This is a genomic window from Streptomyces sp. NPDC056479 (assembly GCF_042795335.1).
In the GTDB taxonomy this organism is placed as follows: Bacteria; Actinomycetota; Actinomycetes; order Streptomycetales; family Streptomycetaceae; genus Streptomyces.
The window spans coordinates 267,390-291,542 of the sequence record NZ_JBHTRZ010000005.1 but is presented as its reverse complement, the minus strand read 5'-3'; the positions used below and the strand labels follow the sequence as shown (position 1 = coordinate 291,542).

Here is a 24,153-nt window from a genome sequence, read left to right as displayed (position 1 = left end):
TTCGACTTTCCCCAGTTGTGGACAACCGGGTCACTCCCGAGGGTGCCAGGGTGCCATCCCCAGGGTGTGGATTACTTCTTCTCGTCTCCGGCGGGCCCTTGTGCCCCGCCGGTCACCGTCTTCTCGTTCCCGACGGTCACTTCTTCTCGACCGCGTGACCGCCGAACTGGTTCCGCAGTGCCGCGATCATCTTCATCTGCGGCGAGTCGTCCTGGCGGGACGCGAACCGCGCGAACAGCGACGCGGTGATCGCCGGCAGCGGCACCGCGTGGTCTATGGCGGCTTCCACAGTCCAGCGTCCCTCACCGGAGTCCTGTGCAAAACCCCTGAGCTTGTCCAGGTGCTCGTCCTCGTCCAGCGCGTTCACCGCGAGGTCCAGCAGCCAGGAGCGGATGACCGTGCCCTCCTGCCAGGAGCGGAAGACATCCCGGACGTCGGTCACGGAGTCGACCTTCTCCAGCAGCTCCCAGCCCTCGGCGTAGGCCTGCATCATCGCGTACTCGATGCCGTTGTGGACCATCTTCGCGAAGTGCCCCGCGCCGACCTTGCCGGCGTGCACCGCTCCGAAGTCGCCCTCCGGCTTGAGGGCGTCGAATATCGGCTGCACCTTGGCGACGTTGTCCGCGTCGCCGCCGTACATCAGCGCGTAGCCGTTCTGCAGGCCCCATACGCCGCCGGAGACGCCGCAGTCGACGAACCCGATGCCCTTGGCCGCCAGCTCCTCGGCGTGCCGCTCGTCGTCCGTCCAGCGCGAGTTGCCGCCGTCCACGACGACATCACCGGGCTCCAGGAGCTCGGCCAGCCCGTCGATGGTCGACTGGGTCGGGGCACCGGCCGGGACCATCACCCAGATCACGCGCGGGCCCGGAAGCTTGCCCACAAGCTCTTCCAGGCTGTGGGCATCCGCGAGGTCGGGGTTGCGGTCGTATCCGACGACGGTGTGGCCCGCGCGGCGGATCCGCTCGCGCATGTTGCCGCCCATCTTGCCGAGGCCGATGAGACCGAGCTCCATCAGTTGTGTTCCTTAGGTTGCTGTGGCGTGTGTGGCACCTTCGTACCCACGTACGAGCCTAAACCCGGACGCTCACGCACAGCTGTGGGCATACGCGCTCATTCGTACGCCCTCACCTGCGGGTTTCCCCACAGGCCGGGCCATCTTCTCCACGGCCTGTGGACAACTCCGGCCGCTCAGCCGCTGAGGCGCACCGGCATGATCAGGTACTTGTAGGCCTCGTCCGCCTCGGCGTCCAGCGCCGGCTTTCCGCTCAGCAGCGCGGGCTTGGTGGACGTCGTGAACGACAGCTGGGCCACCGGGGAGTCGATGGCGCTCAGGCCGTCCAGCAGGAAGGTCGGGTTGAAGGCGATCGACACGTCGTCGCCCTCCAGCTGGGCGTCGACCCTTTCCACAGCCTGTGCGTCATCGCTGGAACCGGCCTCCAGGATGAGCACACCCTGCTCGAAGCTGAGCCGCACCGGGGTGTTGCGCTCGGCGACCAGGGCCACACGCTTGACGGCCTCCACGAAGGGGGCGGTCTCGATCACGGCGATGCTGTTGAACTCCGTCGGGAACAGCGAGCGGTACTTGGGAAGGTCGCCCTCCAGGAGACGGGTCGTCGTCCGACGGCCGGCGCCCTCGAAACCGATCAGACCCTCGCCCGCGCCCGAGCCGGACAGCGCCAGGGTGACGCTGTCGCCGCTCGTGAGCGCCTTGGCGGTGTCCAGGAGCGTCTTCGCGGGCACCAGGGCGACCGCGGACGCTTCCGGGTTCTCCGGCTTCCACAGGAACTCGCGGACCGCGAAGCGGTAGCGGTCGGTGGACGCCAGCGTGACGGTGTCGCCCTCGATCTCGATGCGCACACCGGTGAGGACGGGCAGCGTGTCGTCGCGGCCGGCGGCGATGGCCACCTGCGCGGCCGCGGAGGCGAAGACCTCACCGGGGACGGTGCCGGTCGCCGTGGGCATCTGCGGCAGCGCGGGGTACTCCTCCACAGGCAGGGTGTGGAGTGTGAATCGCGAGGAGCCGCAGACCACGGTCGCCCGTACACCGTCTGTGGAGATCTCCACCGGGCGGTTGGGGAGAGCGCGGCAGATGTCGGCGAGCAGACGGCCGGAGACGAGGACTGTGCCCTCTTCGTCGACCTCCGCCTCGACGCTGACGCGTGCGGAGACCTCGTAGTCGAAGCTGGACAGGCTCAGCTGACCGTCGTCGGCCTTGAGAAGGAGGCCGGCGAGGACAGGGGCCGGCGGACGGGCCGGGAGGCTGCGCGCCGCCCAGGCCACGGCCTCCGCGAGTACGTCGCGTTCCACCCGGATCTTCACTGTTGCCGCCTCCTGCTGTTGCCGGCGCTTCTCGGCCTGCCTGGCTTCGTCGTCTGTCTCGGTGTCGTCGGCCCCAGTGAGGGGAAGGACACCGGGAACAGTCTGACGCACCCCACTGACAGTAGGTGCCTCTCGGGGTCAAGTCGTGATGAGGGGCAGCCGGGAGCCGGACGGCGAGTTGTGCACAGGACCCACTTCGAAACGAATTCCCAGCTCTCTCTAGTTGGGAGTAGTAGTAGGGCCTGTGGATACCGTGGATAACCACGTTTTCCCAGCTCAGGGCCAAGATTTTGTCCACGGGCCCTGTGGGCGACGGCAGTGGACAACCGGGTGTTTCTGTGGAGAACGGAAAGTTCTGCACACCCCATGCACAGCCTGAGGCGACTTCTCCCCAACGCCGTCCCCAGCTTTACCCACCTTTCCCACAGGCCAACCTGGCATCTTCGTGTGACGCCTTTCACTCGCCACGGTGACGAGGCGCGTCGCGTTGCCGAACAGTGGACAGCGGTGTGGAGAAGCTGAGGATCACTGGGGACAACTGGCCTCAGCCTGTGGGTTGCCGGTGGACAACTTCGTGCACAGCCTGTGGATCTTCGCTCTGTCCACAGTCTGTGGAGATCGTTCGTCCACGAATCCACATGCGGATGACCTGGTCTGATGGTCTTTCAACAGAGGCGCCTGTGGACACAGTCTGGACAACTTCCCAGTCCCCAGGATGTGGACGGCAAAAAGTCACTGAATCTGTGGAGAGTGGCCGTAACGCGGCAGGTATTCGAACAGTGGGTGTCCGTGCGTGAGGTCGCCGAATGACGAAGGGCGCCCCGGGATCTTGTCCCGGAGCGCCCTCGGCGACGTACGGCAGGTGTCTGCGGCCCTGTTGCCGGCCGGCTCCGTCAGCCGTTCTTGATGCGGTTCGTGAGCTCGGTGACCTGGTTGTAGATGGAGCGCCGCTCGGCCATCAGATTGCGGATCTTGCGGTCCGCGTGCATCACCGTGGTGTGGTCGCGGCCACCGAACAGCGCGCCGATCTTCGGCAGTGACAGGTCCGTCAGCTCACGGCACAGGTACATGGCGATCTGGCGGGCCGTGACCAGCTGGCGGCCGCGAGAGCTGCCGCACAGGTCCTCGACGGTGAGACCGAAGTAGTCGGCGGTGGCGCTCATGATGGCCGTCGAGGTGATCTCCGGCGTCGCGTCGTCGCCACCGGGGATCAGGTCCTTGAGGACGATCTCCGTCAGGCCGAGGTCCACCGGCTGCCGGTTGAGCGACGCGAAGGCCGTCACCCGGATCAGCGCGCCCTCCAGCTCTCGGATGTTGCGTGAGATGCGGGAGGCGATGAACTCCAGGACCTCCGGCGGGGCGTTGAGCTGCTCCTGGACCGCCTTCTTGCGCAGGATCGCGATACGCGTCTCCAGCTCGGGCGGCTGGACGTCGGTGATCAGACCCCACTCGAAACGGTTCCGCAGCCTGTCCTCCAGCGTGACCAGCTGCTTGGGCGGCCGGTCGCTGGACAGCACGATCTGCTTGTTCGCGTTGTGGAGCGTGTTGAAGGTGTGGAAGAACTCCTCCTGCGTCGACTCCTTGTCCGCGAGGAACTGGATGTCGTCGACGAGCAGGATGTCCATCTCGCGGTAGCGCTTGCGGAAGCTGTCGCCCTTGCCGTCGCGGATGGAGTTGATGAACTCGTTGGTGAACTCCTCGGAGCTCACGTACCGCACGCGCGTGCCCGGGTAGAGGCTGCGCGCGTAGTGCCCGATCGCATGCAGCAGGTGTGTCTTGCCGAGTCCCGACTCCCCGTAGATGAAGAGGGGGTTGTACGCCTTCGCGGGTGCCTCGGCGACGGCGACCGCGGCCGCGTGCGCGAAACGGTTGGACGCGCCGATGACGAACGTGTCGAAGAGGTACTTCGGGTTCAGACGCGCGGTGGGCTCACCGGGGCCGGGCGCCGGCGCGGGCTGCGCGGCCAGCGGGCCGGGTGCACCGGTCGTCGGCAGGGCCGAGCCGACGGGACCGCCGCGGTGCACATGCCCTGAGCCGACGGGCGGTTCGGGCATCTCACGGCGGGGGCCCTGGTCGTATTCGGCGCGCGGCTGGTCGTAGTCGGACCGCTGCTTGTCGTAGTCGGGTCGGCGCTGCTCGTAGTCAGGACGGCGCTGCTCGTACTCGGAGCGGTGTCCGTCGTAGGACGGCCGCTCCATCGCCTGCGGGCGGTAGTCCTGTGCGGGAGAGCCGTAGGAGTCCTGTGCGTAGGAGTCCTGCGAAGGCGATGCGTAAGGGTCCCGCTCCGGGAATCCGAGCCGCTGCTGCTGCCAGCCGTACTCGTCCTGCGTCGGCCGCGGCCAGCTGCCGGGAGCGGGCTCGGGGCGCTGGTACTCGTTCGGGTAGGCCGGGCGGGCCGTGGGCAGCTGGTCGGCGGAGGGGCCGGGCCGCGGGTCGTCGGCGCGGTGGCGGCCGTAGCCCTCGTACGGCGGGAGCTCGGGCTCCTCGTAGCGGGACTGGGGCGGGGCCGGGGGGACCGGTGGGGCCGGGGGCTCGCCGGCGGAGTCGTCGACGGTGATCGCGATCCGGATCGGACGGCCGCACTCTCGGCTCAGGGTGTCGCTGACGATCGGAGCGAGACGGCCCTCCAGTACGCCCTTCGCAAATTCGTTCGGTACGGCGAGCAGGGCGGTGTCGGCGACCAGCGCGAGCGGCTGGCAGCGCCGGATCCAGTGCTCGTCCTTCGACTCGACACCCTGCCCCCGGCCTTCACCGAGAAGTTGCTCCAGTACTCGTGGCCACACTGCGGCAAGATCGGCAGGTACGTCAGCCACAGGGCACGCTCTCTCACGGGTCCCACGAACGTGTGATGGTGGGACGGGTCGGGATTCACAAGGGGTGGAGCCAGAATCAAGGGGGCTAGGGAACGAATCGGAGTTCAGTCACGGTAGTCAGGGCGGCGGGTGCGGTTCAAGTTGTTGTCCCCAGCCTGTGGATAGTGTCTCCCAGTGACCTCTGGTTTGACCGGATGGCGTAGCCGCGCGTACCGTAACCAGGTCGAGTTGTCGATGGCTGCTGCCGCCTGCCTCCGATGGGCACAGATCACGTCAGGTGATCGGGAAGCGGTGCACTCGGGCGTAACTGCGAGCTACTCGTGGGCGCACGGTGACAGCCAGGACGGCACCCCGCCACTACCGATTGATTTCTGGAGCCCCCGAGTGAGCAAGCGCACCTTCCAGCCGAACAACCGTCGTCGCGCGAAGACCCACGGCTTCCGCCTGCGGATGCGCACCCGTGCCGGCCGCGCGATTCTGGCGAACCGCCGCAGCAAGGGTCGCGCCAGCCTGTCCGCCTGATTCTGATCAGGTCATGACGTCGTGCTGCCTACCGAGCATCGGCTGAGGCGGCGCGAGGACTTCGCGACCGCGGTACGACGAGGACGCCGGGCTGGACGCCCGACTCTTGTCGTCCACCTTCGTAGCGGTGCCACGGACCCGCACGCGCCTGGGGAGAGCGCTCCCCTGACGCGTGCGGGTTTCGTCGTGAGCAAGGCAGTGGGTGGCGCGGTCGTGCGGAACAAGGTGAAGCGCAGGCTTCGCCATCTGATGCGCGACCGAGTCGACCAGCTGCCCCCCGGTAGCCTGGTAGTCGTACGAGCGTTGCCCGGTGCGGGTGACGCCGACCATGCACAGCTGGCCCGAGACCTGGATGCCGCTATCCAGCGGCTGCTGGGAGGGGGCGCGCGATGAAGTACCCACTACTGGCTCTGATCAAGCTGTACCAGTGGACGATCAGTCCGCTGCTCGGGCCGGTGTGCAAGTACTACCCGTCGTGCTCCCACTACGGGTACACGGCCATCGACCGACACGGTGCGATCAAGGGCACGGCGCTCACCGCCTGGCGCATCCTGCGGTGCAACCCGTGGTCGCTGGGCGGCGTGGACCATGTCCCGCCGCGTAAGCGCCCGCGGTGGCACGAGATGCTGCGCAACGCGTGGCGTGCACGGAAGGGCGGGCCCTCCGCCGCCGAAACGGCCATCGAAGGCAAAGCTCCTTCGAGCCCGGCCGCAGAGACCCCGTCCCATGTCCAAGGAGCATGATTAGTGGACACGATTGCCAGCCTCTTCAGCTTCATCACGACACCCGTTTCCTGGGTCATCGTCCAGTTCCACTCGGTGTACGGCGCCATCTTCGGCCCTGACACAGGGTGGGCCTGGGGCCTGTCCATCGTGTCCCTGGTGATTCTGATCCGTATCTGCCTGATCCCGCTCTTCGTGAAGCAGATCAAGGCGACCCGGGCCATGCAGACGCTGCAGCCCGAGATGAAGAAGATCCAGGAGCGCTACAAGAACGACAAGCAGCGTCAGTCCGAAGAGATGATGAAGCTGTACAAGGAGACGGGCACCAACCCGCTCTCCTCGTGCCTTCCCATCCTGGCGCAGTCGCCGTTCTTCTTCGCCCTGTACCACGTGCTCAACAGCATCGCCAATAACGACACCATCGGTGTGATCAACGACAGCCTGCTGAAGAGCGCGCAGCAGGCGCACATCTTCGGGGCCCCGCTGGCCGCGAAGTTCACCGACAGCTCGGCCGATGTCGCCGCGCTCGACGCCTCCCTGACCACGGTCCGCATCGTCACCGCGGTCATGATCGTCCTGATGTCGGCGTCGCAGTTCTACACGCAGCGTCAGCTGATGACGAAGAACGTCGACACCACGGTGAAGACGCCGTTCATGCAGCAGCAGAAGATGCTGATGTACGTCTTCCCGGTCATGTTCGCCGTCTTCGGTATCAACTTCCCCGTCGGTGTCCTCGTCTACTGGCTGACCACCAACGTGTGGACCATGGGCCAGCAGATGTACGTCATCCGCAACAACCCGACCCCGGGTTCCAAGGCTCAGGCCGCGTACCTGGAGCGCCTGCACAAGCACGTCACGGACCACGGCAAGACGCGCAGCCGCGGTGAGAAGGCAATCGTCAAGGCCATCGTGGCCAAGGGCCGCGACCGCAACGAGCATGAGCGCAAGTTCATCAACGGCCTCACCAAGGCCGGTCTCGCGGCGCAGGCCGACGGCACCGTGGCCAAGAGCGAGGGCGCTGTCGCCACCGTGACCGAGGACGGTACGCCGACCACCGGGGCTGCCCCCAAGCGTCAGCAGCCGAAGCGGCAGAGCAAGTCCCAGCGTCAGTCCGGCGGTGCGAAGCAGGCCGACGAGCCGACGTCGTTGGAGAAGTCCGACGAGCCCGAGGACGCCAAGCCCGACGCTGCCAAGAAGGCCGCGCAGAAGCCCGGCAGCAGCGGCCGCAGCAAGGCCCAGTCCGGGCAGCGCAAGGGCGGTCCGCAGCGCCCCAAGTCCCCGTCCAAGAAGTAAGAAGGAGCCCATCCCGTGACGGAAGGCACCACCTCCGCCGCTGCCGAGGGTGTAGACACCCTGACCCGCCTGGAGCAGGAGGGCGAGATCGCGGCGGACTACCTCGAGGGTCTGCTCGACATTGCCGATCTCGACGGCGACATCGACATGGACGTCGAGGCCGACCGCGCCGCTGTCTCGATCATCAGCGACTCCGGTGGCCGAGACCTGCAGAAGCTGGTCGGGCGTGACGGCGAGGTGCTGGAGGCGCTCCAGGAGCTCACGCGATTGGCCGTGCACCGGGAGACCGGTGACCGCAGCCGGCTGATGCTGGACATCGCCGGCTACCGGGCCAAGAAGCGTGCCGAGCTCTCCGAGCTGGGTGCCAAGGCCGCCGCTGAGGTGAAGAACACCGGCGAGCCCGTGAAGCTGGATCCGATGACGCCCTTCGAGCGCAAGGTCGTGCACGACGCCGTCAAGACGGCGGGCTTGCGCAGCGAGTCCGAGGGCGAGGAGCCGCAGCGGTTCGTCGTCGTGCTTCCCGCTTGATCGGCTCGTACGTTTCCTCCGGCCCCGTCTGTGCGCAGGCGGGGCCGAACTTTGTCAGCCTGTTAGTTCTGGTGGTTCTGGTGCCGACGCTCACGGTGTCGGCGCGGTACGGAAGGACGGTCCCCCGTGACGGAGGCAGCGGAGCTTCCCCCTGCGCCTGAGCAGGCACGTGAGGTGTTCGGCGATCGCTACGCTGATGCGGTCCGCTACGCCGAACTGCTCGCTGAGGCGGGCGTACAGCGCGGCCTCATCGGCCCGCGAGAGGTGCCCCGCCTGTGGGAGCGGCACCTGATGAACTGCGCGGTGCTCTCGGAGGTTGTTCCCGAGGGCGTGACGGTGTGCGACGTCGGCTCGGGAGCCGGCCTGCCCGGCATCCCGCTGGCGCTGGTCCGGGAGGACCTGAAGATCACCCTTCTGGAGCCTCTGCTGCGGCGTACGAACTTCCTGACGGAAGTCGTGGAACTGCTCGGCCTGGACCATGTGACGGTCGTCCGCGGCCGGGCTGAAGAGGTCATGGGGACCCTGCCGCCGGTGCATGTGGTGACCGCCCGCGCGGTGGCTCCGCTGGACCGGCTGGCCACCTGGGGCATCCCGCTGCTGCGCCCGTACGGCGAGATGCTGGCACTCAAGGGCGACACCGCGGAGGAGGAGCTGAAGAGTGCGGCGACGGCTCTGAGTAAGCTCGGCGCGGTGGAGACGTCGATCCTCCATGTCGGTGACGGCGTGGTGGATCCGATGTCGACCGTTGTGCGCGTCGAAGTCGGGGAGAGCCCGGGCGGTGTGCGCTTCGCAGCCAAGCGAGCAAAGGCCGCCAGGACGGGACGTGCACGACGGCGGCGCTGATCCGTCCTGACGACGAGACGTACTCCACACAAGCTGGCAAACCCACCCATGCCGGAGTGTCGCGACAGTTCGGTCGCGTCTGCTGTGCATCGTGTTTCACGTGAAACGTCGCTCACTGCTTCATGGCATCATCAGTCGCGGACGCGCTGCGGCTGAACCTCGCGACCGAAAGCCCCTCGGATCCCTCGGAGACGGCCCTTCTGATGACGCACCGTCCCCCTTGAGGGGCACAGAGTTTTCCACAGAGGTGGATTTCTCCACAGAACAACAGGCCTCACTGGTTCACGACCCCGAAGGCATGGGAGGCTCTGTTCATTGCGAGCCTGAAGTCGAGGAGAGTGAATCCTTGCGGTCCGACGCCAACATCGCGGGACCGATGACCGATCCGGTCCCCGGTCCCCGTACCGAATCGATGGGGGAGGATGTTTCACGTGAAACACCGCCCCCGATGGACGACACTCCCATCGGTCGTGCTGCCCAACTGGCGGTGGAGGCTCTAGGCCGCGCCGGCGAAGGCCTGCCACGGCCCGAGCAGACCCGCGTCATGGTGGTCGCCAACCAGAAGGGGGGCGTGGGCAAGACGACGACGACCGTCAATCTTGCCGCGTCGCTCGCCCTGCATGGCGGCCGCGTGTTGGTCATCGACCTCGACCCGCAGGGCAATGCGTCCACTGCCCTGGGTATCGATCATCACGCCGAAGTTCCCTCCATCTATGACGTGTTGGTCGAGAGCAAGCCGCTCGCCGAAGTCGTCCAGCCGGTCCCTGATGTCGAGGGTCTCTTCTGTGCCCCTGCCACGATCGATCTCGCCGGTGCGGAGATCGAGCTGGTGTCGCTGGTGGCACGCGAGAGTCGACTCGAGCGTGCGATCCAGGCCTATGAGCAGCCACTGGACTACGTCCTCATCGACTGCCCTCCTTCGCTGGGCTTGCTGACGGTCAACGCGCTTGTGGCCGGGCAGGAGGTCCTGATCCCGATCCAGTGCGAGTACTACGCGCTGGAGGGCCTGGGCCAGCTGCTGCGCAACGTCGACCTGGTGCGGGGGCACCTCAACCCCGCCCTGCATGTCTCGACGATTCTGCTCACCATGTACGACGGCCGGACGCGGCTCGCGTCCCAGGTCGCGGACGAAGTGCGCAGCCACTTCGGCGACGAGGTGCTGCGGACGAGCATTCCCCGCTCGGTCCGTATCTCCGAGGCGCCGAGCTATGGACAGACGGTGCTGACCTACGATCCAGGATCGAGCGGTGCCCTGTCCTACCTTGAGGCGGCACGAGAGATCGCGCTGAAGGGTGTCGGTGTCAACTACGACCCGACGAACGCCCCCATCGGCGCCCAGAGCAACCCGAGCATGGTGGAGGGGATCCAGTGAGCGAGCGACGGAGGGGTTTGGGTCGTGGTCTCGGCGCACTGATCCCTGCTGCACCGACGGAGAAGACGGTGCCCCCGGCTGCGGTGGGGGGTAGCGCTTCCCCGTCCCCGGCCGGTGTCCCGATGCTGACCGACCGCGGGGTGGCCGCGGCCAAGGTGGCCACCTTGCCGCCTGTTTCACATGAAACCGAGGAGCCGTCGTCGAGCGGCGCCGCGGAGGCGCCCGCAGCTCCCATGGGCGCGCACTTCGCGGAGATCCCCCTCGACGAGATCACGCCGAACCCGCGCCAGCCGCGTGAGGTGTTCGACGAGGACGCTCTGCAGGAACTCGTCACCTCCATCCAGGAGGTTGGTCTCCTCCAGCCGATCGTCGTCCGGCAGATCGGCCCCGCGCGGTACGAGCTCATCATGGGTGAGCGGCGCTGGCGGGCCTGCCGCGAGGCCGGTCTCGACGCGATCCCGGCGATCGTGCGGGCCACCGATGACGAGAAGCTTCTTCTGGACGCGCTGCTGGAGAACCTGCATCGCGCGCAGCTGAACCCGATCGAAGAGGCTGCCGCCTACGATCAGTTGCTGAAGGACTTCAACTGCACGCATGACCAGTTGGCCGACCGCATTGGTCGTTCCCGGCCCCAGGTCTCCAACACCCTGCGTCTGCTGAAGCTCTCGCCCAAGGTCCAGAACCGGGTGGCTGCCGGAGTGCTCTCCGCCGGGCATGCCCGGGCGCTTCTCTCCGTCGAGGACCCGGAGGAGCAGGAGCGGCTGGCGTACCGGGTGGTGGCCGAGGGGCTCTCCGTCCGGTCCGTCGAGGAGATCGTGACCCTGATGGGCTCCCGGCCGCAGAAGAGCCCGCGCGCCAGGGGACCGCGTGCCGGCTCCGTGCCTTCCCCGGCACTGTCGGACCTCGCCACTCGGCTCTCGGATCGCTTCGAGACGCGGGTGAAGGTCGAGCTCGGTCAGAAGAAGGGCAAGATCACCGTCGAGTTCGCCTCTCCGGAGGACCTCGAGCGGATCCTGAGCACGTTCGCTCCGGGCGAGAAGCTCGCTCTTCAGCAGAGCCTTCAGGGCGACGACGCGGACGACTACGAGGATTGAGTCCCGGCGGTCGGGTCTGCTGTCCGACCATTCATGCGGGCCGTGTCCGGTGTGTACCGGAACACGGCCCGCACTTTGCTTTCAGGCGGTATCGATGGAATCGCATCGTGGATACGATGCGTTTGGGTATGGCGCATCCACCTGGCAGACCTCTAGGGGAGGCGGGGTTCATGCGAACGGTGAGCCGCACCGGACTGGTGAGCGCGGGTCTTGGGCTGGGCGCGGTCGGCGGGTTCGTCGGCAGCCTGCTCAGGGAACGAAGCGCCCTGACAGCCGCTCGCGATGCCGCGGGCGAAGGAAGCGAGGATCAGCCTTCATGGGGCGCCGGCTCGTACCGCTCACGCTGGACAACCTTCCGGACCTTCCCAAGCGCTGCCGCTCGTGTGTCTTCTGGGAGTTGGACCCGGTCAGCGGTGAGGCCGCGGTAAAGGCCGGCACGCCAGCTCTGGAGAAGGAAGCCTGGATCTCCGCCGTCCTGCTGGACTGGGGCTCCTGCGGTCGAGTCGTCTACGTCGACGAGGTACCGGTCGGCTTTGTGCTGTACGCGCCGCCGGCTTATGTGCCCCGTGCGACGGCGTTCCCGACGAGTCCCGTGTCACCTGACGCGGTGCAGTTGATGACGGCGTTCATCATGCCGGGCTATCAGGGTCAGGGACTGGGGCGGGTGATGGTCCAGACGGTCGCCAAGGATCTGCTTAGGCGGGGCTTCAAGGCGATCGAGGCCTTCGGGGACGCGCGTTGGAAAGAGCCGGCGTGTGTGCTGCCCGCCGACCATCTCCTGGCCGTGGGCTTCAAGACGGTTCGCCCTCACCCCACCGTCCCGCGTCTGCGGCTGGAACTGCGGACGACGCTGTCGTGGAAGGAAGACGTGGAAATGGCGATCGACCGACTGCTGGGCGCCGTGCAGAAGGAACCAGTACTACGGCCTCTCTGACCGACACCGGGCCTTTCGCGTCCGGGAGGCACTGGGCCACTCTCACGCGAGTCGCGTCCCTCTCAAGCGAATGGGCCAACCCGAGAGGGTTGGCCCATTCGTGTTTCACGTGAAACATCACTCGGCGATGAAGTCCTCAAGGTCGCGCAGGATCGCGGCCTTCGGCTTCGCACCAACGATGGTCTTGGCGACCTCACCGTTCTGGTAGACGTTCAGCGTCGGGATGGACATGACGCCGTACTTGGCAGCCGTACCCGGGTTCTCGTCGATGTTGAGCTTGACGATCTCGATCTTGTCGCCGTGCTCGGCTGCGATCGCCTCGAGGGACGGCGCGATCTGACGGCACGGACCGCACCAGGCGGCCCAGAAGTCCACCAGGACGGGCTTCTCGCTCTTGAGGACGTCCTGCTCGAAGGAGTCGTCAGTCACATGCTTCAGGGTGCCGGCCACGGCGGGCTCCTTTACTGATTGGTGCGTGGGGCGGGATGGGGGTCAGACAGAGGTCTTCTCGGGCTCAGCCGTCTCCTCGTCCGCGAGGGCGGCGAGGAAGCGCTCGGCGTCGAGAGCGGCGGAACAGCCGGTACCGGCTGCGGTGATCGCCTGGCGGTAGGTGTGGTCGACCACGTCGCCGGCGCCGAAGACGCCAGTGAGGTTGGTGCGGGTGGAGGGGGCGTCGACCTTGAGGTAGCCCTCCTCGTCCAGCTCCAGCTGACCCTTGAACAGCTCGGTGCGCGGGTCGTGGCCGATCGCGATGAACAGGCCGGTGACTGCCAGGTCCGAGAGCTCGCCGGTCTTGATGTTGCGCAGCTTCAGGCCGGCGAGCTTCTGGTCGCCCTGGACCTCGGCGACCTCGCTGTCCCAGACGAACTTGATCTTGGGGTCGGCGAAGGCGCGGTCCTGCATCGCCTTGGAGGCGCGCAGGGTGTCCCGGCGGTGGACGATCGTCACGGACTTGGCGAAGCGGGAGAGGAAGGTGGCCTCCTCCATCGCGGTGTCACCGCCACCGATCACGGCGATGTCCTGGTCCTTGAAGAAGAAGCCGTCACAGGTGGCGCACCACGAGACACCGCGACCGGAGAGCGCGTCCTCGTTCGGCAGGCCGAGCTTGCGGTGCTGCGAACCGGTGGTGACGATGACGGCCTTCGCGCGGTGGACTGTGCCCGCGGTGTCGGTGACGGTCTTGATCTCACCGCTCAAGTCGACGTTGACGATGTCGTCCGGGACGAGCTCGGCGCCGAAGCGCTCGGCCTGGCCGCGCATGTTGTCCATGAGCTCGGGGCCCATGATGCCGTCCTGGAAGCCCGGGAAGTTCTCCACCTCGGTGGTGTTCATGAGCGCACCGCCAGCGGTGACGGCTCCCTCGAACACCAGCGGCTTCAGCGACGCGCGCGCGGTGTAGAGCGCCGCCGTGTAGCCGGCGGGCCCGGAGCCGATGATGATCACGTTACGGACGTCGCTCACGGCTTGATTCCTCGTCTCTGGAATACGTCATCGGACCGGGGGGAGACCCTTTCGGAGCTCTCACCCCACCCAACGGATCCTAAGGGGCGCGCATTCCCACTGTGTCCGGGCACACGGTGACGCCACATTGTGGCGGTTGTGCCGCGTCAGACGAAGGTGAAACCGCCGGTCTCTCAGGGGTGCGTGTAGGAGTCCTTGAGGAGAACCTCTGCCTCAGTGTTCGACGGTTGCTTCACACAGGATGCGTCCATGACGTAGGCGGTGACCCGGTTGACATCAGAGGCATCGGGCAGCACGACGAGCAGAGCGTCCTTGCCCTGGTAGCGCCCTTCCTCAGCGGCAAGGGCCGTGTCATCGCGACCGATGCCCTTGCGGATGCAGTCGGGCACCGTGATCTCACGGAAGATCCGGGGGCTCGCGGTGTCGGGCCCGCCTTCCATCCCCAGGCTCCGATCGGGCTTGTGGGAGCCACCCACGGAGCTCTCGCTCTTGGCGAGAAGGCCAGAGACCTGATTCTCCAGCTTGGCCGCGGAGAAGGTGTCGGCGGCCGTCTGCCCTCCATCGGCCGACGGACCCGATCCTCCTCCACCCATGAGCGAGGTGAGCAGAACGGATCCGAGACCCAGGGCAGCGGCCGTGAATGCGGCGCTCAGAACGGCGACCTTGCGTCGTCCCACCCTCTTGCGGTCCTTGTGGTTCTTGCGCCCGGGGCCAGTGGTCGAGGAGCGGGCGTGCCCTGCCGGACGTCCTGTCGCGGACGATGTTTCACGTGAAACATGCGCACCCTCGTCCACATCAGAGGCCGAGTGGGCGGTGCCGACGAGCTCAGACCGGTCGCCGTCATCGGGCGCCGTGGCGCTCAGGAGAGCCTCTGCGGCAAGGGCGGCATCGATGCGCTCGGCGACATCGGTGGGCATGCGTGTCGGGCCGGGCAGCGTGCCGAGCAGTCCGCGGATCTCCTCCAGTGATGCCTGGACGTCCGCGCACAGCTCGCACTCGTCCAGATGCCGACGTAGATCAGCGGACCTGGACGGGGAGAGGAGGCCCTCGGTGAGGTCGGAGATCTCGGCGACGTCCGGGTGCCCGGCCGTGTCCGTCGTGGATGTCACGCTCGCCCACCTCCGCCCTTCACAGCAGCTGAATCACTCGGACCGCTATCACGCGGATCCTCGGTTTGTGGCCCCGTGCCACGCGGACCTGCTGCCGGTGGGACGGATGTCCCCTGCGTCCGGTTCCGCTGCTCGCCAGACTCCTCCCCCTGCCCGCCGCTTTCCGGTCGTAGATGTGTGAGGAGGGGCAGGAGTCTGGCTCTGCCACGCGCACAGCGACTCTTGACCGTGCCGGTGGGCACATCCAGGACCCGAGCGGCCTCGGCGACCGGGTAGCCCTGCATGTCCACAAGGACGAGCGCGGCGCGCTGGTCGGGCGGCAGGGTGCCGAGTGCCTCCAGCAGCTGGCGGTGCAGATCGTTGCGCTCCGCGGGTGCCGAGGCGGACTCGTGCGGCTCCAGGAGCTGCTCCAGGCGCTCGGCGTCGTCCACCGGGGAGGTCTTGCGGGAGGCCGCCTTGCGGGCGCGGTCCAGGCAGGCGTTCACCGTGATGCGGTGCAGCCACGTTGTGACGGCCGAGCGGCCCTTGAACGTGTGGGCGGCCCGGTAGGCCGACACGAGGGCGTCCTGGACGGCGTCAGCGGCCTCCTCGCGGTCCCCGAGCGTCCGCAGCGCCACCGCCCAGAGTCGGTCGCGGTGCCGCCGTACGAGCTCACCGAAGGCGTCGGGGTCGCCTTCTACATGCAGGGCGAGGAGGTCCTGATCGCTTGTGTCACCGTATGCGCCGCCATCCGCCATCGGACCCCCTCCCCCTCACTCTCAGCTGCTCACCTTGATGTCCTCGACCCTGCCACGGAACTGGCCGTCGTCGACCTGCTTCGGCAGATCGGCGGTCAGCCAGACCAGAAGGTAGCGGGCCTTGAGGGTCTTGCCGGGCTTGAGCGTCACGCTCGTGCCGGAACCCTCGGCCACCTTGGCGTAGCTCTCAAGGGACGTCGGTTCACTACCGCTGTCTCCCGACGCGGCGCGAAGCTCGACGGAGGTGTCGCCGACGAAGGTGACCGTCACTTTTCCGACCTCCTGGACCTTGCCGAGATCGAGGATGACGCCGACGCCCGACTTCAACCGTCCGAAGTCGGCGCTGGTGTAGTAGCTCGTCTCCCAGTACGTGCCCGGAGCGGAGTCGTAGACCTTGTTTATGTCGTTCGGGTTCTCGGAGCCGTCCTCGCCCAACGGGTCGAAGTCGCGGGCGCCTTCGATGGCGATCGGCTTGCTGACCGGTTTCGTCGGGCTCTTGTCGTTGCCGTCCGTCGTCTGCGTCTGGTTGCCGTCCTCGGACTTGCCGCCCTGGTCCATGAGGGCGTCAGCGAGCTGCCAGCTGCCCAGGCCCAGTGCGGCGATGAGGAGGGCTGAGACGGCCCACTTCAGCGCCTTGCCGGTGCGGCTCTGCAAGGGGGGCGGCGGAGCCGGTACCGGCTGGGTGGCGCCGGGATGCGGCGCCTGGCGTCCGTACGAGCCCTGCTGGTATGTCGTGCGCTGGTAGTCCGGCGGGGCCGTGAACGAGGGCTCCGGTGGGCGGATGCGGGGCATCTCGCCGATCGCCTTCACCAGCTCCTCCGGCGTTGTGCACGCGGACTCGTGGCGCGAGGCCGTGGCGCCGTTGTTGGCGAGCGCGCGCATGGCGAGCTCGGACAGCCCACGGTGGACACCGGCCCGCACCTGGTCCGGGGCGATCAGACCGACGTCCTTGGGCAGCCCGGACAGGCCGTAGGCGTCACTCTCGTACGGCCAGCGCTGAGAGAGCGCGGCGTACAGCAGGGCGCCGATGGCCTCCGTGTCGGTGCGCTGCGGGGTGTCGGAACCGATGCCGCGCAGCGCGGCGTTCACCGCGAGGCCGCGGATGCGCCACTGGCCGGTCGACGTACGCAGCACAGCGTTCGGGTTGAGCCGCAGATGGGCCAGGCCTTCGCGGTGGGCGGCGGCCATCGCGGCGGACACCTGAGTGACCATCTGGTAGGCGTCGTACACCTCCAGCGGGCCGGGTGCCAGCAGCGTCGTCAGCTCGGTGGCGTCGGGGAGCCACTCGTGGACGACGTAGACGAGGTCGTTCTCCTCCACGGCGTCGAGGACTTGGACGAAGCGAGGGTCGCCGAGCAGCGCGGAGGAGCGGGCCGCGGCGAGAACCGAACGGGCCCGTGCGTGATCTGCCGGCAGGAGATGTACGCCGACGGCGCGACGGAGTTTCTCGTCGACCGCGCGCCAACTGCTGAAACCGTCCAGACGGGTGACGCACTCCTCCAGGCGGTAGCGTCTGGCGAGCTTGTGACCGCTGTGCAGTTCGGGCGGTGAGGCCTTCCCGGGACCCTCGGTCCCGCCACTCCCCTGTGCCTCGTCGATGTCCGTGTCCTGCTCCCGATTCTTGGCCACCCCGTCGGCCGTGGACTGGTCCGCCTGAGCGGTCAGCGGCTCGTCGCCGCTGTTGTCTGCCACGTCGACGGCAGCCGTGCTCCGTTCCGCCACCGTCGTTCCTGCCTCCCCATCCGTTGCGTGCTCTGAGACCCCGAGCACGCCGTCCGACGCCGAAACCAATTGTGCCCACAGTCCGCCGCTATGCACGACACACGATGGCGGACGATGGTTGTGCGCGTACCCCCGCCTCAGCGACCCAGACGCCCGCGAACCATGCCGACCAGTGAGTTCAGCTCGTCGATGCGCATCCGGCGCGCCGCGATGAAGAAGATCCCGAGCAGCACGGCTCCACCGGCCAGCAGGGCGGCGAACGAGCCGAGAACGCCTTGGCCGAGGGTCTGGGTGACGCCGTAGCAGGCCGCCCCGCTCAGCAGCGCCGCGGGCACGGAGGCGATGCCGAGTCTGGCGTACGTCCGCATCACCCGGCCGCCGTCGAGGTCGCCGCCCAGCTTCTTGCGCAGCCGGCTCCAGGCGACACCGACGCCGATCGCGTAGGCCAGGCCGTACGAGGCGGCCATACCGACGACCGCCCAGCGGGCCGGGATGACGAAGTAACAGGCGGCCGAGGCGACCGCGTTGACGGCTGCCACGATCACCGTGTTGTAGAAGGGCGTCCGCGTGTCCTCGTAGGCGTAGAAGGCGCGCAGCACCACGTACTGCACCGAGTACGGGATGAGACCGAGGCCGAAGGCCATCAGCATGAAGCCCATGTTGGTGGCCTCGCCGGCGCCGGAGGAGCCGAACATCAGCGTGCACATCGGGATGCCGAGGGCAAGGAACCCGAAGGCGATGGGGACGATCGCGACGGCCGTGGTGCGCAGCCCCTGGGAGATGTCGTCCCGGACGGCACCGCTGTCGTCCTCGGCCGCAGAGCGCGAGATGCGGGGCAGCAGCGCGGCCATCAACGAGACGGTGATGATGGCCTGCGGCAGACCCCAGATCAGTTGGGCATTGGCGTAGGCGGCGAAGCCTGTTCCGTCGACATCGGAGTTGATACCCGCGGCGGTGGACAGCTGGGTGACCACGAGGGCACCCGCCTGGTTGGCCAGGACGAACAGGATCGTCCACTTCGCGAGCATCGCTGCCTTGCCGAGACCGTGGCCCTTCCAGTCGAAGCGCAGCCGCAGTCGGAAACCCGTTTCGCGCAGGTACGGGATCATCGCCAGGGCTTGCACGACCAGTCCGAGCAGGACACCGATGCCGAGGAGCCGCTGGCCCTCCGGCGGGATGGTCGTGACGGCCATGCCGGAGTGCTCCGCCGTGCCGTACACCCAGAGGAACATCCCGAGCGTCACGATGATGACGATGTTGTTCAGGACGGGCGTCCACATCATCGCGCCGAACTTGCCTCGGGCGTTGAGGATCTGTCCCATCACCACATGGACGCCCATGAAGAAGATCGAAGGCAGGAAGTAACGGGTGAAGGTGATGGCCACCTCGTTGGCGGCCGGGTCGTTGGCGACCGGCGTGGACAGCGCCCGGACGAGGAACGGCGCGCCGAACATCGCAAGTGTGGTGAGTGCGGCGAGCGCCACCATCACCAGCGTCAGCAGACGGTTCGCGAATGCCTCGCCGCCGTCCTCGTCGTCCTTCATCGCGCGCACCAGCTGCGGCACGAAGACGGAGTTGAGACCACCGCCGACGGTCAGGATGTAGATCATCGTGGGCAGCTGATACGCGACCTGGAATGAGTCGCCGAGCAGGCCCAGGCCCAAGGCCGAGACGATCATCATGGAACGTACGAACCCGGTGAGCCGGGACACCATCGTGCCCGCGGCCATCACCGCGCTCGACTTCAGCAGCCCTCCGGCCCGCCCACCCTTCTTCGCTGCGGGCGCCGGCGCAGGGGCGGCCGCGGGCGCGGCCGTCTCGGCCCCCGGAGGGGGTGTGGGGCCCGCCGCAGGCGCCGGGGAAGGCCCCGGGACCGTGGTGGCGGGGGGCTGCTGGTACTGCGGATGGCCGCCCTGCTGCTGGTCGCGGAAAAGGTGCGCGAAGGCGTCGTGCTCCTGCTGCTGCTCGGCGGAGTGCGAGACGAGGTCGTCGACGCCCACGTACTGAGTCGTTCGGGGGTCGTCGCCGTACGGCAGGTACTGCGTCGGGCCCTCCGGCTCGGGTGCCGGGGTCTGGGCCCACACATGAGGGTCGGGAGCGTACGGAGACTGGGGCGGCTGGGCGTAGAGCGGCTGCTGCGGCTGGTACGTGCCCGGTGGGGGCGGCGGGTGCGCGGCGCGGTCGTACAGCGCCTCGGCGACGGGATCCTGGGAGGAGAGTTCCTGGCCCCGGTAGGGGTCCTGGTCGTAGGCGTCCTGGAGGTACATGTCCGCGGGGTGCTGCGGCGGCACCTGGCCGGGCTCGGGCGGCGGGCCCTCGGGGTGCCCCGAGGGACCCGCGGCCTGGCCGCGGTCACCGTCGTACGGCGCGTTCATGGTTACCCCACCTCATCGTCCCGGGCCCACCGGCCACGACATCGTTCAACGGTCCACTCTCTCACCCGTGCCGGACGGGTCGGCGCTTTCCGCTGCGGTGTCCGGTGTCGGGTCACTCGGCTGCTCCGGGGCGTCTGCCCCGGTACCGGCGAGGGACTCCTCCTTGAGGACCTCCTCCGGAGTGAGACGGTCCGCGGGGCCCTCCGGGTTCTCCGGGCCGCCGTCGCTCTCGCTCGTCTCCTGGGAACCGTCCTCCCCGGCGTCACGGGCAGCCGCGCGCTTGCGCTGCGTGTACATCCGGAACCCGGCGAGGACCAGCAACAGGAAGCCGCCGCCGATGACCAGCATCACGGTGGCCGTGAACTCGGTGACCTTCACGTCGAACGTGACGGGCGAACCGTACTTCTGGCCGTCCTCCGTGTACAGCTGGGCGATCACCGTGGCCTGGCCGTTGGCCTGGGCCGAGGTGGGGAACTTCACCGTCTGGCTGTGTCCGCCGGAGACCGAGACGCTCTGTTCGGAGTAGGTGTCGCCGTCGATCTCCAGGCGCCTCGGGCTCGTCGAGGTGAGCCGCAGCACCAGATGGTCGACGCCCTGCACGAGGTTGTTCTGCACGGTCACGGGGATCGTGGCGCTGCGTCCGGAGAGCTTGGTCTCGGACTTGTCGATCAGTGTGACCTGGCCGGCCAGGGAGTTGATGTACGCCTCGACGCCGTTGCGGTAGTCGGCCGCCTCCGCGGAGCGGCCGCGCCACGAGGTGGACATCTCGCGGTTCATGGCCCGGCCGAAGGGGGTCACCACCCGGGACTGGTCGGTGAGGATCACCTTGAAGTTGTCGAGCTTGTCGTGTGTGGTCGCGATCTGCTCGAAGGCCGCTCGGGGCAGCTCCTGCTTGCGCAGCGAGGACGGGTACCGGGACGACGGCGGCACCTTCGTGGTGGCGCCGGAGTCGGGCTTGGCCGTCGCGGCCGCCGTGAGCTCCTGGGACTCGGACCATGTGCCGCTCTGGAGTGCCGCCACAGCGTCGGCCATCGCCTGAGCCTGGCTCGCCGTCGGCATCCTCTGCGGGGCGATGACGATGCTCCGCTGCTTGTCCGTCTGGAGGTTCAGGGCCAGGCTCTGGGCGAGGAACTGCTGCACGGCGAGCGTCGAGCTCGACGCCCTGGTCAGGCTGCCCTGGAACACCGTCGACATCCGCGTATCCGCGACCACCGCGGTGGTGCCTCCGCCGATGGGGCGGGCCGCGGAGGGCGTGTAGGGCAGACCGCCGGTCTCCACCAGACTGTCGCTGCGGGCGATGACCTTGTCCGCGCCGGCGGAGGTGGCGACCTTGACGATGGACGGGTCGACGGCGCCGTTCACGGGCCAGGCGAAGTCGGTCGTCGGCTCGACGTGGAGGATCGAGTCAACGGTGTCGGCCGCGACGTCGGTGCCCTCCTTGAGGTGGTTCAGCGAGCCGCTGACGTTCGTGCCGTTGTGGGCCAGGGACGCCAGGTCGGGGTCGGCGAAGGGCAGGGCGACGACTTCCTTGTCCTGCACCGCCTCCTGGAGATCGGCCAGCCAGTGCTTGGCCACCTCCTGATGGGTGCCCGCAGTGGTCGTGTCGCCCTCGCCCTGGACGCGGTAGCTGTCCGTCATCGCGTCGACCGAGGCCAGCAGGTCGGGGTCGATCACCCAGGTGACGTCGAGATCCTTCCCCAGCGCCACGAGCTGCTGGAGACGGCCGCCCGGGGAGAGCTCCCTGGCGAGATCGTCGTCACGGAAGACCGGCGTCTGCGACTCGTTCGACCCCGTCTCGGCCGTCATGTGTGACGTGGAGATGAGCGGCCACAGAACCGTCGTCCGCGTCTTTGTGTCGGCCCCGTCCGGCTGCCACGGCAGGAACGTCCGCTGGATGCCGAGAATCCGGTCCCAGGGCTGAGCGGACGTCTCGCCGGACAGGGAGACGGCGAACTGGTAGACCCCATTGCCGCCGAGGTCCAGCTTGTCGACCGGCACGGAAATGCTGAAGCGCTGGGCGACGCCCGGCGTGAGCTTGGCGAACTCCTTGACGTACTTGCCGCCCACGGGGGCCCCGTCGAGGCCCGCCTCCTGGTCGGTGCGCTGGGCGACCGTGTCGATGTCCGAGCGCGTGCTCATCGCGGGGCCGAGGCGCAGGTCCACCTGGGCGTCCGTGACGGTCTGCTTGCCCTCGTTGGTCACCGTGCCGGACACGGTCAGCGTGTCGCCTTCGGTGGGGACGGTGGGGGTGAGCGAATCCACAGCGACGGCCACCGTGCCCGAGCCGGAATCGGCCTTCAAAGAGCCCTGTCCGGCGGCGTGCGAGGGCGCCGCAGCGGACAGCTGGAGCAGGCCGGCCAGCAGAGGCGCCCCGGCGATCAGTGCTCCGGTGCGCCGCAGCCAGCGGCGGGCAGGTGAGGGACTCATCCCCTGGAAGTCTGCCGCCTCGGCCACGCGCTCGCCCGTCCCTCGTCGTCGTCAGTGGTCGTCGGAATGTGCGTCCACGCATGGTAACGATGTGCGCTGAGGGGAAGTGCCGCGGAGTGCCCCACAAGATCGGTCCACGCCGTCGGCCTGTCCCGTATGTACAGGTATAAAGCGGAGGGTTTCCCTGCGCCTCAAGAGCAGTCTTTGTGCCCGTATGGATAGAGCTGTCCGTGCACGCGGTGTGCACGTTCAATGGAGACGCCCGGTGCGGCCAGGGCCACGTACCCTCTTCTGTTGTGCCGAACGCCAACGAAGACAAGTCCAGTGTCCTGAGTCAGGTGCAGCAACGCGCGGTGAGCGAGCTGCTGCGGGTCGCACCTGTCGCCGACGATCTCGCCCGCCGTTTCCAGGAGGCCGGGTTCTCACTCGCCCTGGTCGGCGGATCGGTCCGGGACGCGCTGCTGGGCAGGCTCGGCAATGACCTGGACTTCACGACCGACGCCCGTCCCGAGGACGTACTGAAGATCGTGCGCCCGTGGGCGGACGCGGTCTGGGAGGTCGGGATCGCCTTCGGCACGGTCGGTGTCCAGAAGGACGGCTACCAGATCGAGGTGACGACCTACCGCTCGGAGGCGTACGACCGAACTTCGCGCAAGCCCGAGGTGTCGTACGGCGACTCGATCGAGGAGGACCTCGTCCGGCGTGACTTCACGGTCAACGCGATGGCCGTCGCGCTGCCGGAGAAGGAGTTCGTCGACCCGCACGGCGGGCTGGAGGACCTGGCGGCCCGCGTGCTGAGGACTCCGGGTACGCCGGAGGCCTCCTTCTCGGACGACCCGCTGCGGATGATGCGGGCGGCGCGCTTCGCGGCGCAGCTCGACTTCGAGGTGGCTCCCGAGGTGGTGACGGCCATGAAGGATATGGCCGGGCGAATCGAGATCGTCTCGGCGGAGCGGGTTCGGGACGAGCTGAACAAGCTGATCCTGTCCGCTCACCCGCGCACGGGCCTGACGCTGCTGGTCGACACCGGGCTCGCCGGACATGTGCTGCCCGAGCTGCCGGCGCTGCGGCTGGAGAGCGATGAGCATCACCGGCACAAGGATGTCTACGAGCATTCTCTGATCGTCCTGGAGCAGGCGATGGCGCTGGAGGAGAACGGTCCTGACCTCACCCTCCGGCTGGCCGCACTGCTGCACGACATCGGCAAGCCCCGCACCCGCCGCTTCGAGCAGGACGGCCGGGTCTCGTTCCACCACCACGAGGTGGTCGGCGCGAAGATGACCAAGAAGCGCATGACGGCGCTGAAGTACTCCAACGAACTCGTGAAGGACGTCTCACGTCTGGTCGAGCTCCATCTGCGCTTCCACGGCTATGGCATGGGTGAGTGGACGGACTCGGCCGTCCGCCGCTACGTCCGTGACGCCGGCCCGCTCCTCGGACGGCTCCACAAGCTGACCCGCTCGGACTGCACGACGCGGAACAAGCGCAAGGCGGCGGCACTGTCCCATGCCTACGACGGCCTGGAGGAACGGATCGCCCAGCTCCAGGAGCAGGAGGAGCTCGACGCCATCCGCCCCGACCTCGACGGCAACCAGATCATGGAGATCCTCGGCGTCGGACCCGGTCCGGTCATCGGTAGCGCGTACAAGCACATGCTGGAGCTTCGACTGGAGAACGGGCCGATGCAGCACGATGAGGCGGTGGCCGCGCTCAAGGAGTGGTGGGCCGAGCAGAGCTGAGGGATCAGATACGGCGGCGGGGGGGGGGGGGGGGGGGGAGACCCCCCCCCCCCACCCCCCCCACAGCAACAACCACGACGCCCACAATCCCTTCCCCGAGCCGCCCCCCCCCCCCCCACCCGCCCCCCTCTCTCAACCAAACC

General features: G+C 67.9%; 20 protein-coding genes. 10 read left to right on the top strand and 10 right to left on the bottom strand.

Going from position 1 to position 24,153, the window contains the following annotated elements; all coding sequences use genetic code 11:
• Positions 1–136: 136 nt before the first annotated feature.
• The 3 genes from gnd to dnaA form a co-directional block, all read right to left on the bottom strand.
• The gene (gene gnd / locus ACFQ6S_RS21605; protein ID WP_383412014.1) at positions 137–1,012 is read right to left on the bottom strand and encodes a phosphogluconate dehydrogenase (NAD(+)-dependent, decarboxylating); all 876 of its coding nucleotides are present in this window, start codon (positions 1,010–1,012) and stop codon (positions 137–139) included.
• Positions 1,013–1,188: 176 nt separating this feature from the next.
• Positions 1,189–2,319 (bottom strand): DNA polymerase III subunit beta, encoded by a 1,131-nt coding sequence (dnaN, locus tag ACFQ6S_RS21600; protein ID WP_351195520.1) that lies wholly within the window; start codon positions 2,317–2,319, stop codon positions 1,189–1,191.
• Between the two features lie 893 nt (positions 2,320–3,212).
• Entirely contained in the window at positions 3,213–5,132 is a 1,920-nt protein-coding gene (dnaA, locus tag ACFQ6S_RS21595; protein WP_383412011.1) for a chromosomal replication initiator protein DnaA, read from the bottom strand.
• Between the two features lie 384 nt (positions 5,133–5,516).
• On the opposite strand from dnaA, the gene rpmH reads away from it, so the two are divergent.
• From rpmH to ACFQ6S_RS21550, 9 genes are all read left to right on the top strand, one after another.
• Complete coding sequence (gene rpmH / locus ACFQ6S_RS21590) at positions 5,517–5,654, top strand: 50S ribosomal protein L34 (RefSeq protein WP_005482975.1); 138 nt, start codon at positions 5,517–5,519, stop codon at positions 5,652–5,654.
• 21 nt (positions 5,655–5,675) lie between these two features.
• Entirely contained in the window at positions 5,676–6,047 is a 372-nt protein-coding gene (gene rnpA, locus ACFQ6S_RS21585; protein ID WP_383412008.1) for a ribonuclease P protein component, read from the top strand.
• Positions 6,044–6,397: a membrane protein insertion efficiency factor YidD gene (gene yidD / locus ACFQ6S_RS21580; protein ID WP_383412005.1), complete on the top strand. Its 354-nt coding sequence runs from the start codon at positions 6,044–6,046 to the stop codon at positions 6,395–6,397. Before rnpA ends, yidD begins: the two co-directional genes overlap by 4 nt.
• 3 nt (positions 6,398–6,400) lie before the next feature.
• Positions 6,401–7,669 (top strand): membrane protein insertase YidC, encoded by a 1,269-nt coding sequence (yidC, locus tag ACFQ6S_RS21575; protein ID WP_383412002.1) that lies wholly within the window; start codon positions 6,401–6,403, stop codon positions 7,667–7,669.
• 15 nt (positions 7,670–7,684) lie between these two features.
• Positions 7,685–8,197, top strand: a complete 513-nt coding sequence (locus ACFQ6S_RS21570; protein WP_383411999.1) for a protein jag — start codon at positions 7,685–7,687, stop codon at positions 8,195–8,197.
• Positions 8,198–8,323: 126 nt separating this feature from the next.
• Positions 8,324–9,040, top strand: coding sequence for a 16S rRNA (guanine(527)-N(7))-methyltransferase RsmG (rsmG, locus tag ACFQ6S_RS21565; protein WP_383411996.1), 717 nt, complete (start codon positions 8,324–8,326; stop codon positions 9,038–9,040).
• Positions 9,041–9,338: 298 nt separating this feature from the next.
• The gene (locus ACFQ6S_RS21560; protein WP_383412967.1) at positions 9,339–10,412 is read left to right on the top strand and encodes a ParA family protein; all 1,074 of its coding nucleotides are present in this window, start codon (positions 9,339–9,341) and stop codon (positions 10,410–10,412) included.
• Positions 10,409–11,506 carry a ParB/RepB/Spo0J family partition protein gene (locus ACFQ6S_RS21555; RefSeq protein ID WP_383411994.1) on the top strand — a complete coding sequence of 366 codons (1,098 nt, stop codon included), beginning with the start codon at positions 10,409–10,411 and terminating at the stop codon, positions 11,504–11,506. The genes ACFQ6S_RS21560 and ACFQ6S_RS21555 overlap by 4 nt, the downstream gene beginning before the upstream one ends.
• 316 nt (positions 11,507–11,822) lie before the next feature.
• Positions 11,823–12,440, top strand: a complete 618-nt coding sequence (locus ACFQ6S_RS21550) for a GNAT family N-acetyltransferase (protein WP_383411992.1) — start codon at positions 11,823–11,825, stop codon at positions 12,438–12,440.
• A 117-nt stretch (positions 12,441–12,557) separates the two neighbouring features.
• Here ACFQ6S_RS21550 and trxA read toward each other — a convergent pair whose 3' ends face one another.
• The 7 genes from trxA to ACFQ6S_RS21515 form a co-directional block, all read right to left on the bottom strand.
• The gene (trxA, locus tag ACFQ6S_RS21545) at positions 12,558–12,890 is read right to left on the bottom strand and encodes a thioredoxin (protein WP_383411989.1); all 333 of its coding nucleotides are present in this window, start codon (positions 12,888–12,890) and stop codon (positions 12,558–12,560) included.
• Positions 12,891–12,932: 42 nt separating this feature from the next.
• Positions 12,933–13,901, bottom strand: a complete 969-nt coding sequence (gene trxB, locus ACFQ6S_RS21540; RefSeq protein ID WP_383411986.1) for a thioredoxin-disulfide reductase — start codon at positions 13,899–13,901, stop codon at positions 12,933–12,935.
• A 173-nt stretch (positions 13,902–14,074) separates the two neighbouring features.
• Positions 14,075–15,010: a hypothetical protein gene (locus tag ACFQ6S_RS21535; protein WP_383411983.1), complete on the bottom strand. Its 936-nt coding sequence runs from the start codon at positions 15,008–15,010 to the stop codon at positions 14,075–14,077.
• Complete coding sequence (gene sigM / locus ACFQ6S_RS21530) at positions 15,007–15,747, bottom strand: RNA polymerase sigma factor SigM (protein ID WP_383411980.1); 741 nt, start codon at positions 15,745–15,747, stop codon at positions 15,007–15,009. Before sigM ends, ACFQ6S_RS21535 begins: the two co-directional genes overlap by 4 nt.
• Positions 15,748–15,768: 21 nt before the next feature.
• Entirely contained in the window at positions 15,769–17,469 is a 1,701-nt protein-coding gene (locus ACFQ6S_RS21525) for a protein kinase family protein (RefSeq protein ID WP_383411977.1), read from the bottom strand.
• A gap of 137 nt (positions 17,470–17,606) precedes the next feature.
• On the bottom strand, positions 17,607–19,844 hold the full coding sequence (murJ, locus tag ACFQ6S_RS21520) for a murein biosynthesis integral membrane protein MurJ (protein WP_383411974.1): 2,238 nt from the start codon (positions 19,842–19,844) through the stop codon (positions 17,607–17,609).
• Positions 19,845–19,889: 45 nt separating this feature from the next.
• Positions 19,890–22,298 carry a DUF6049 family protein gene (locus ACFQ6S_RS21515; RefSeq protein WP_383411972.1) on the bottom strand — a complete coding sequence of 803 codons (2,409 nt, stop codon included), beginning with the start codon at positions 22,296–22,298 and terminating at the stop codon, positions 19,890–19,892.
• 269 nt (positions 22,299–22,567) lie between these two features.
• Here ACFQ6S_RS21515 and ACFQ6S_RS21510 point away from each other — a divergent pair, with 269 nt between their 5' ends.
• A complete protein-coding gene (locus tag ACFQ6S_RS21510) occupies positions 22,568–24,010 on the top strand; it encodes a CCA tRNA nucleotidyltransferase (RefSeq protein ID WP_383411969.1) in 1,443 nt (480 codons plus the stop codon).
• Positions 24,011–24,153: the final 143 nt, after the last annotated feature.

Coding starts and splice junctions, on each gene's coding strand:
- gnd (WP_383412014.1), bottom strand. CDS start 1,012: ATGGAGCTCGGTCTCATCGGCCTCGGCAAGATGGGCGGCAACATGCGC.
- yidD (WP_383412005.1), top strand. CDS start 6,044: ATGAAGTACCCACTACTGGCTCTGATCAAGCTGTACCAGTGGACGATC.
- ACFQ6S_RS21560 (WP_383412967.1), top strand. CDS start 9,339: ATGGGAGGCTCTGTTCATTGCGAGCCTGAAGTCGAGGAGAGTGAATCC.
- ACFQ6S_RS21550 (WP_383411992.1), top strand. CDS start 11,823: ATGGGGCGCCGGCTCGTACCGCTCACGCTGGACAACCTTCCGGACCTT.
- sigM (WP_383411980.1), bottom strand. CDS start 15,747: ATGGCGGATGGCGGCGCATACGGTGACACAAGCGATCAGGACCTCCTC.
- murJ (WP_383411974.1), bottom strand. CDS start 19,844: ATGAACGCGCCGTACGACGGTGACCGCGGCCAGGCCGCGGGTCCCTCG.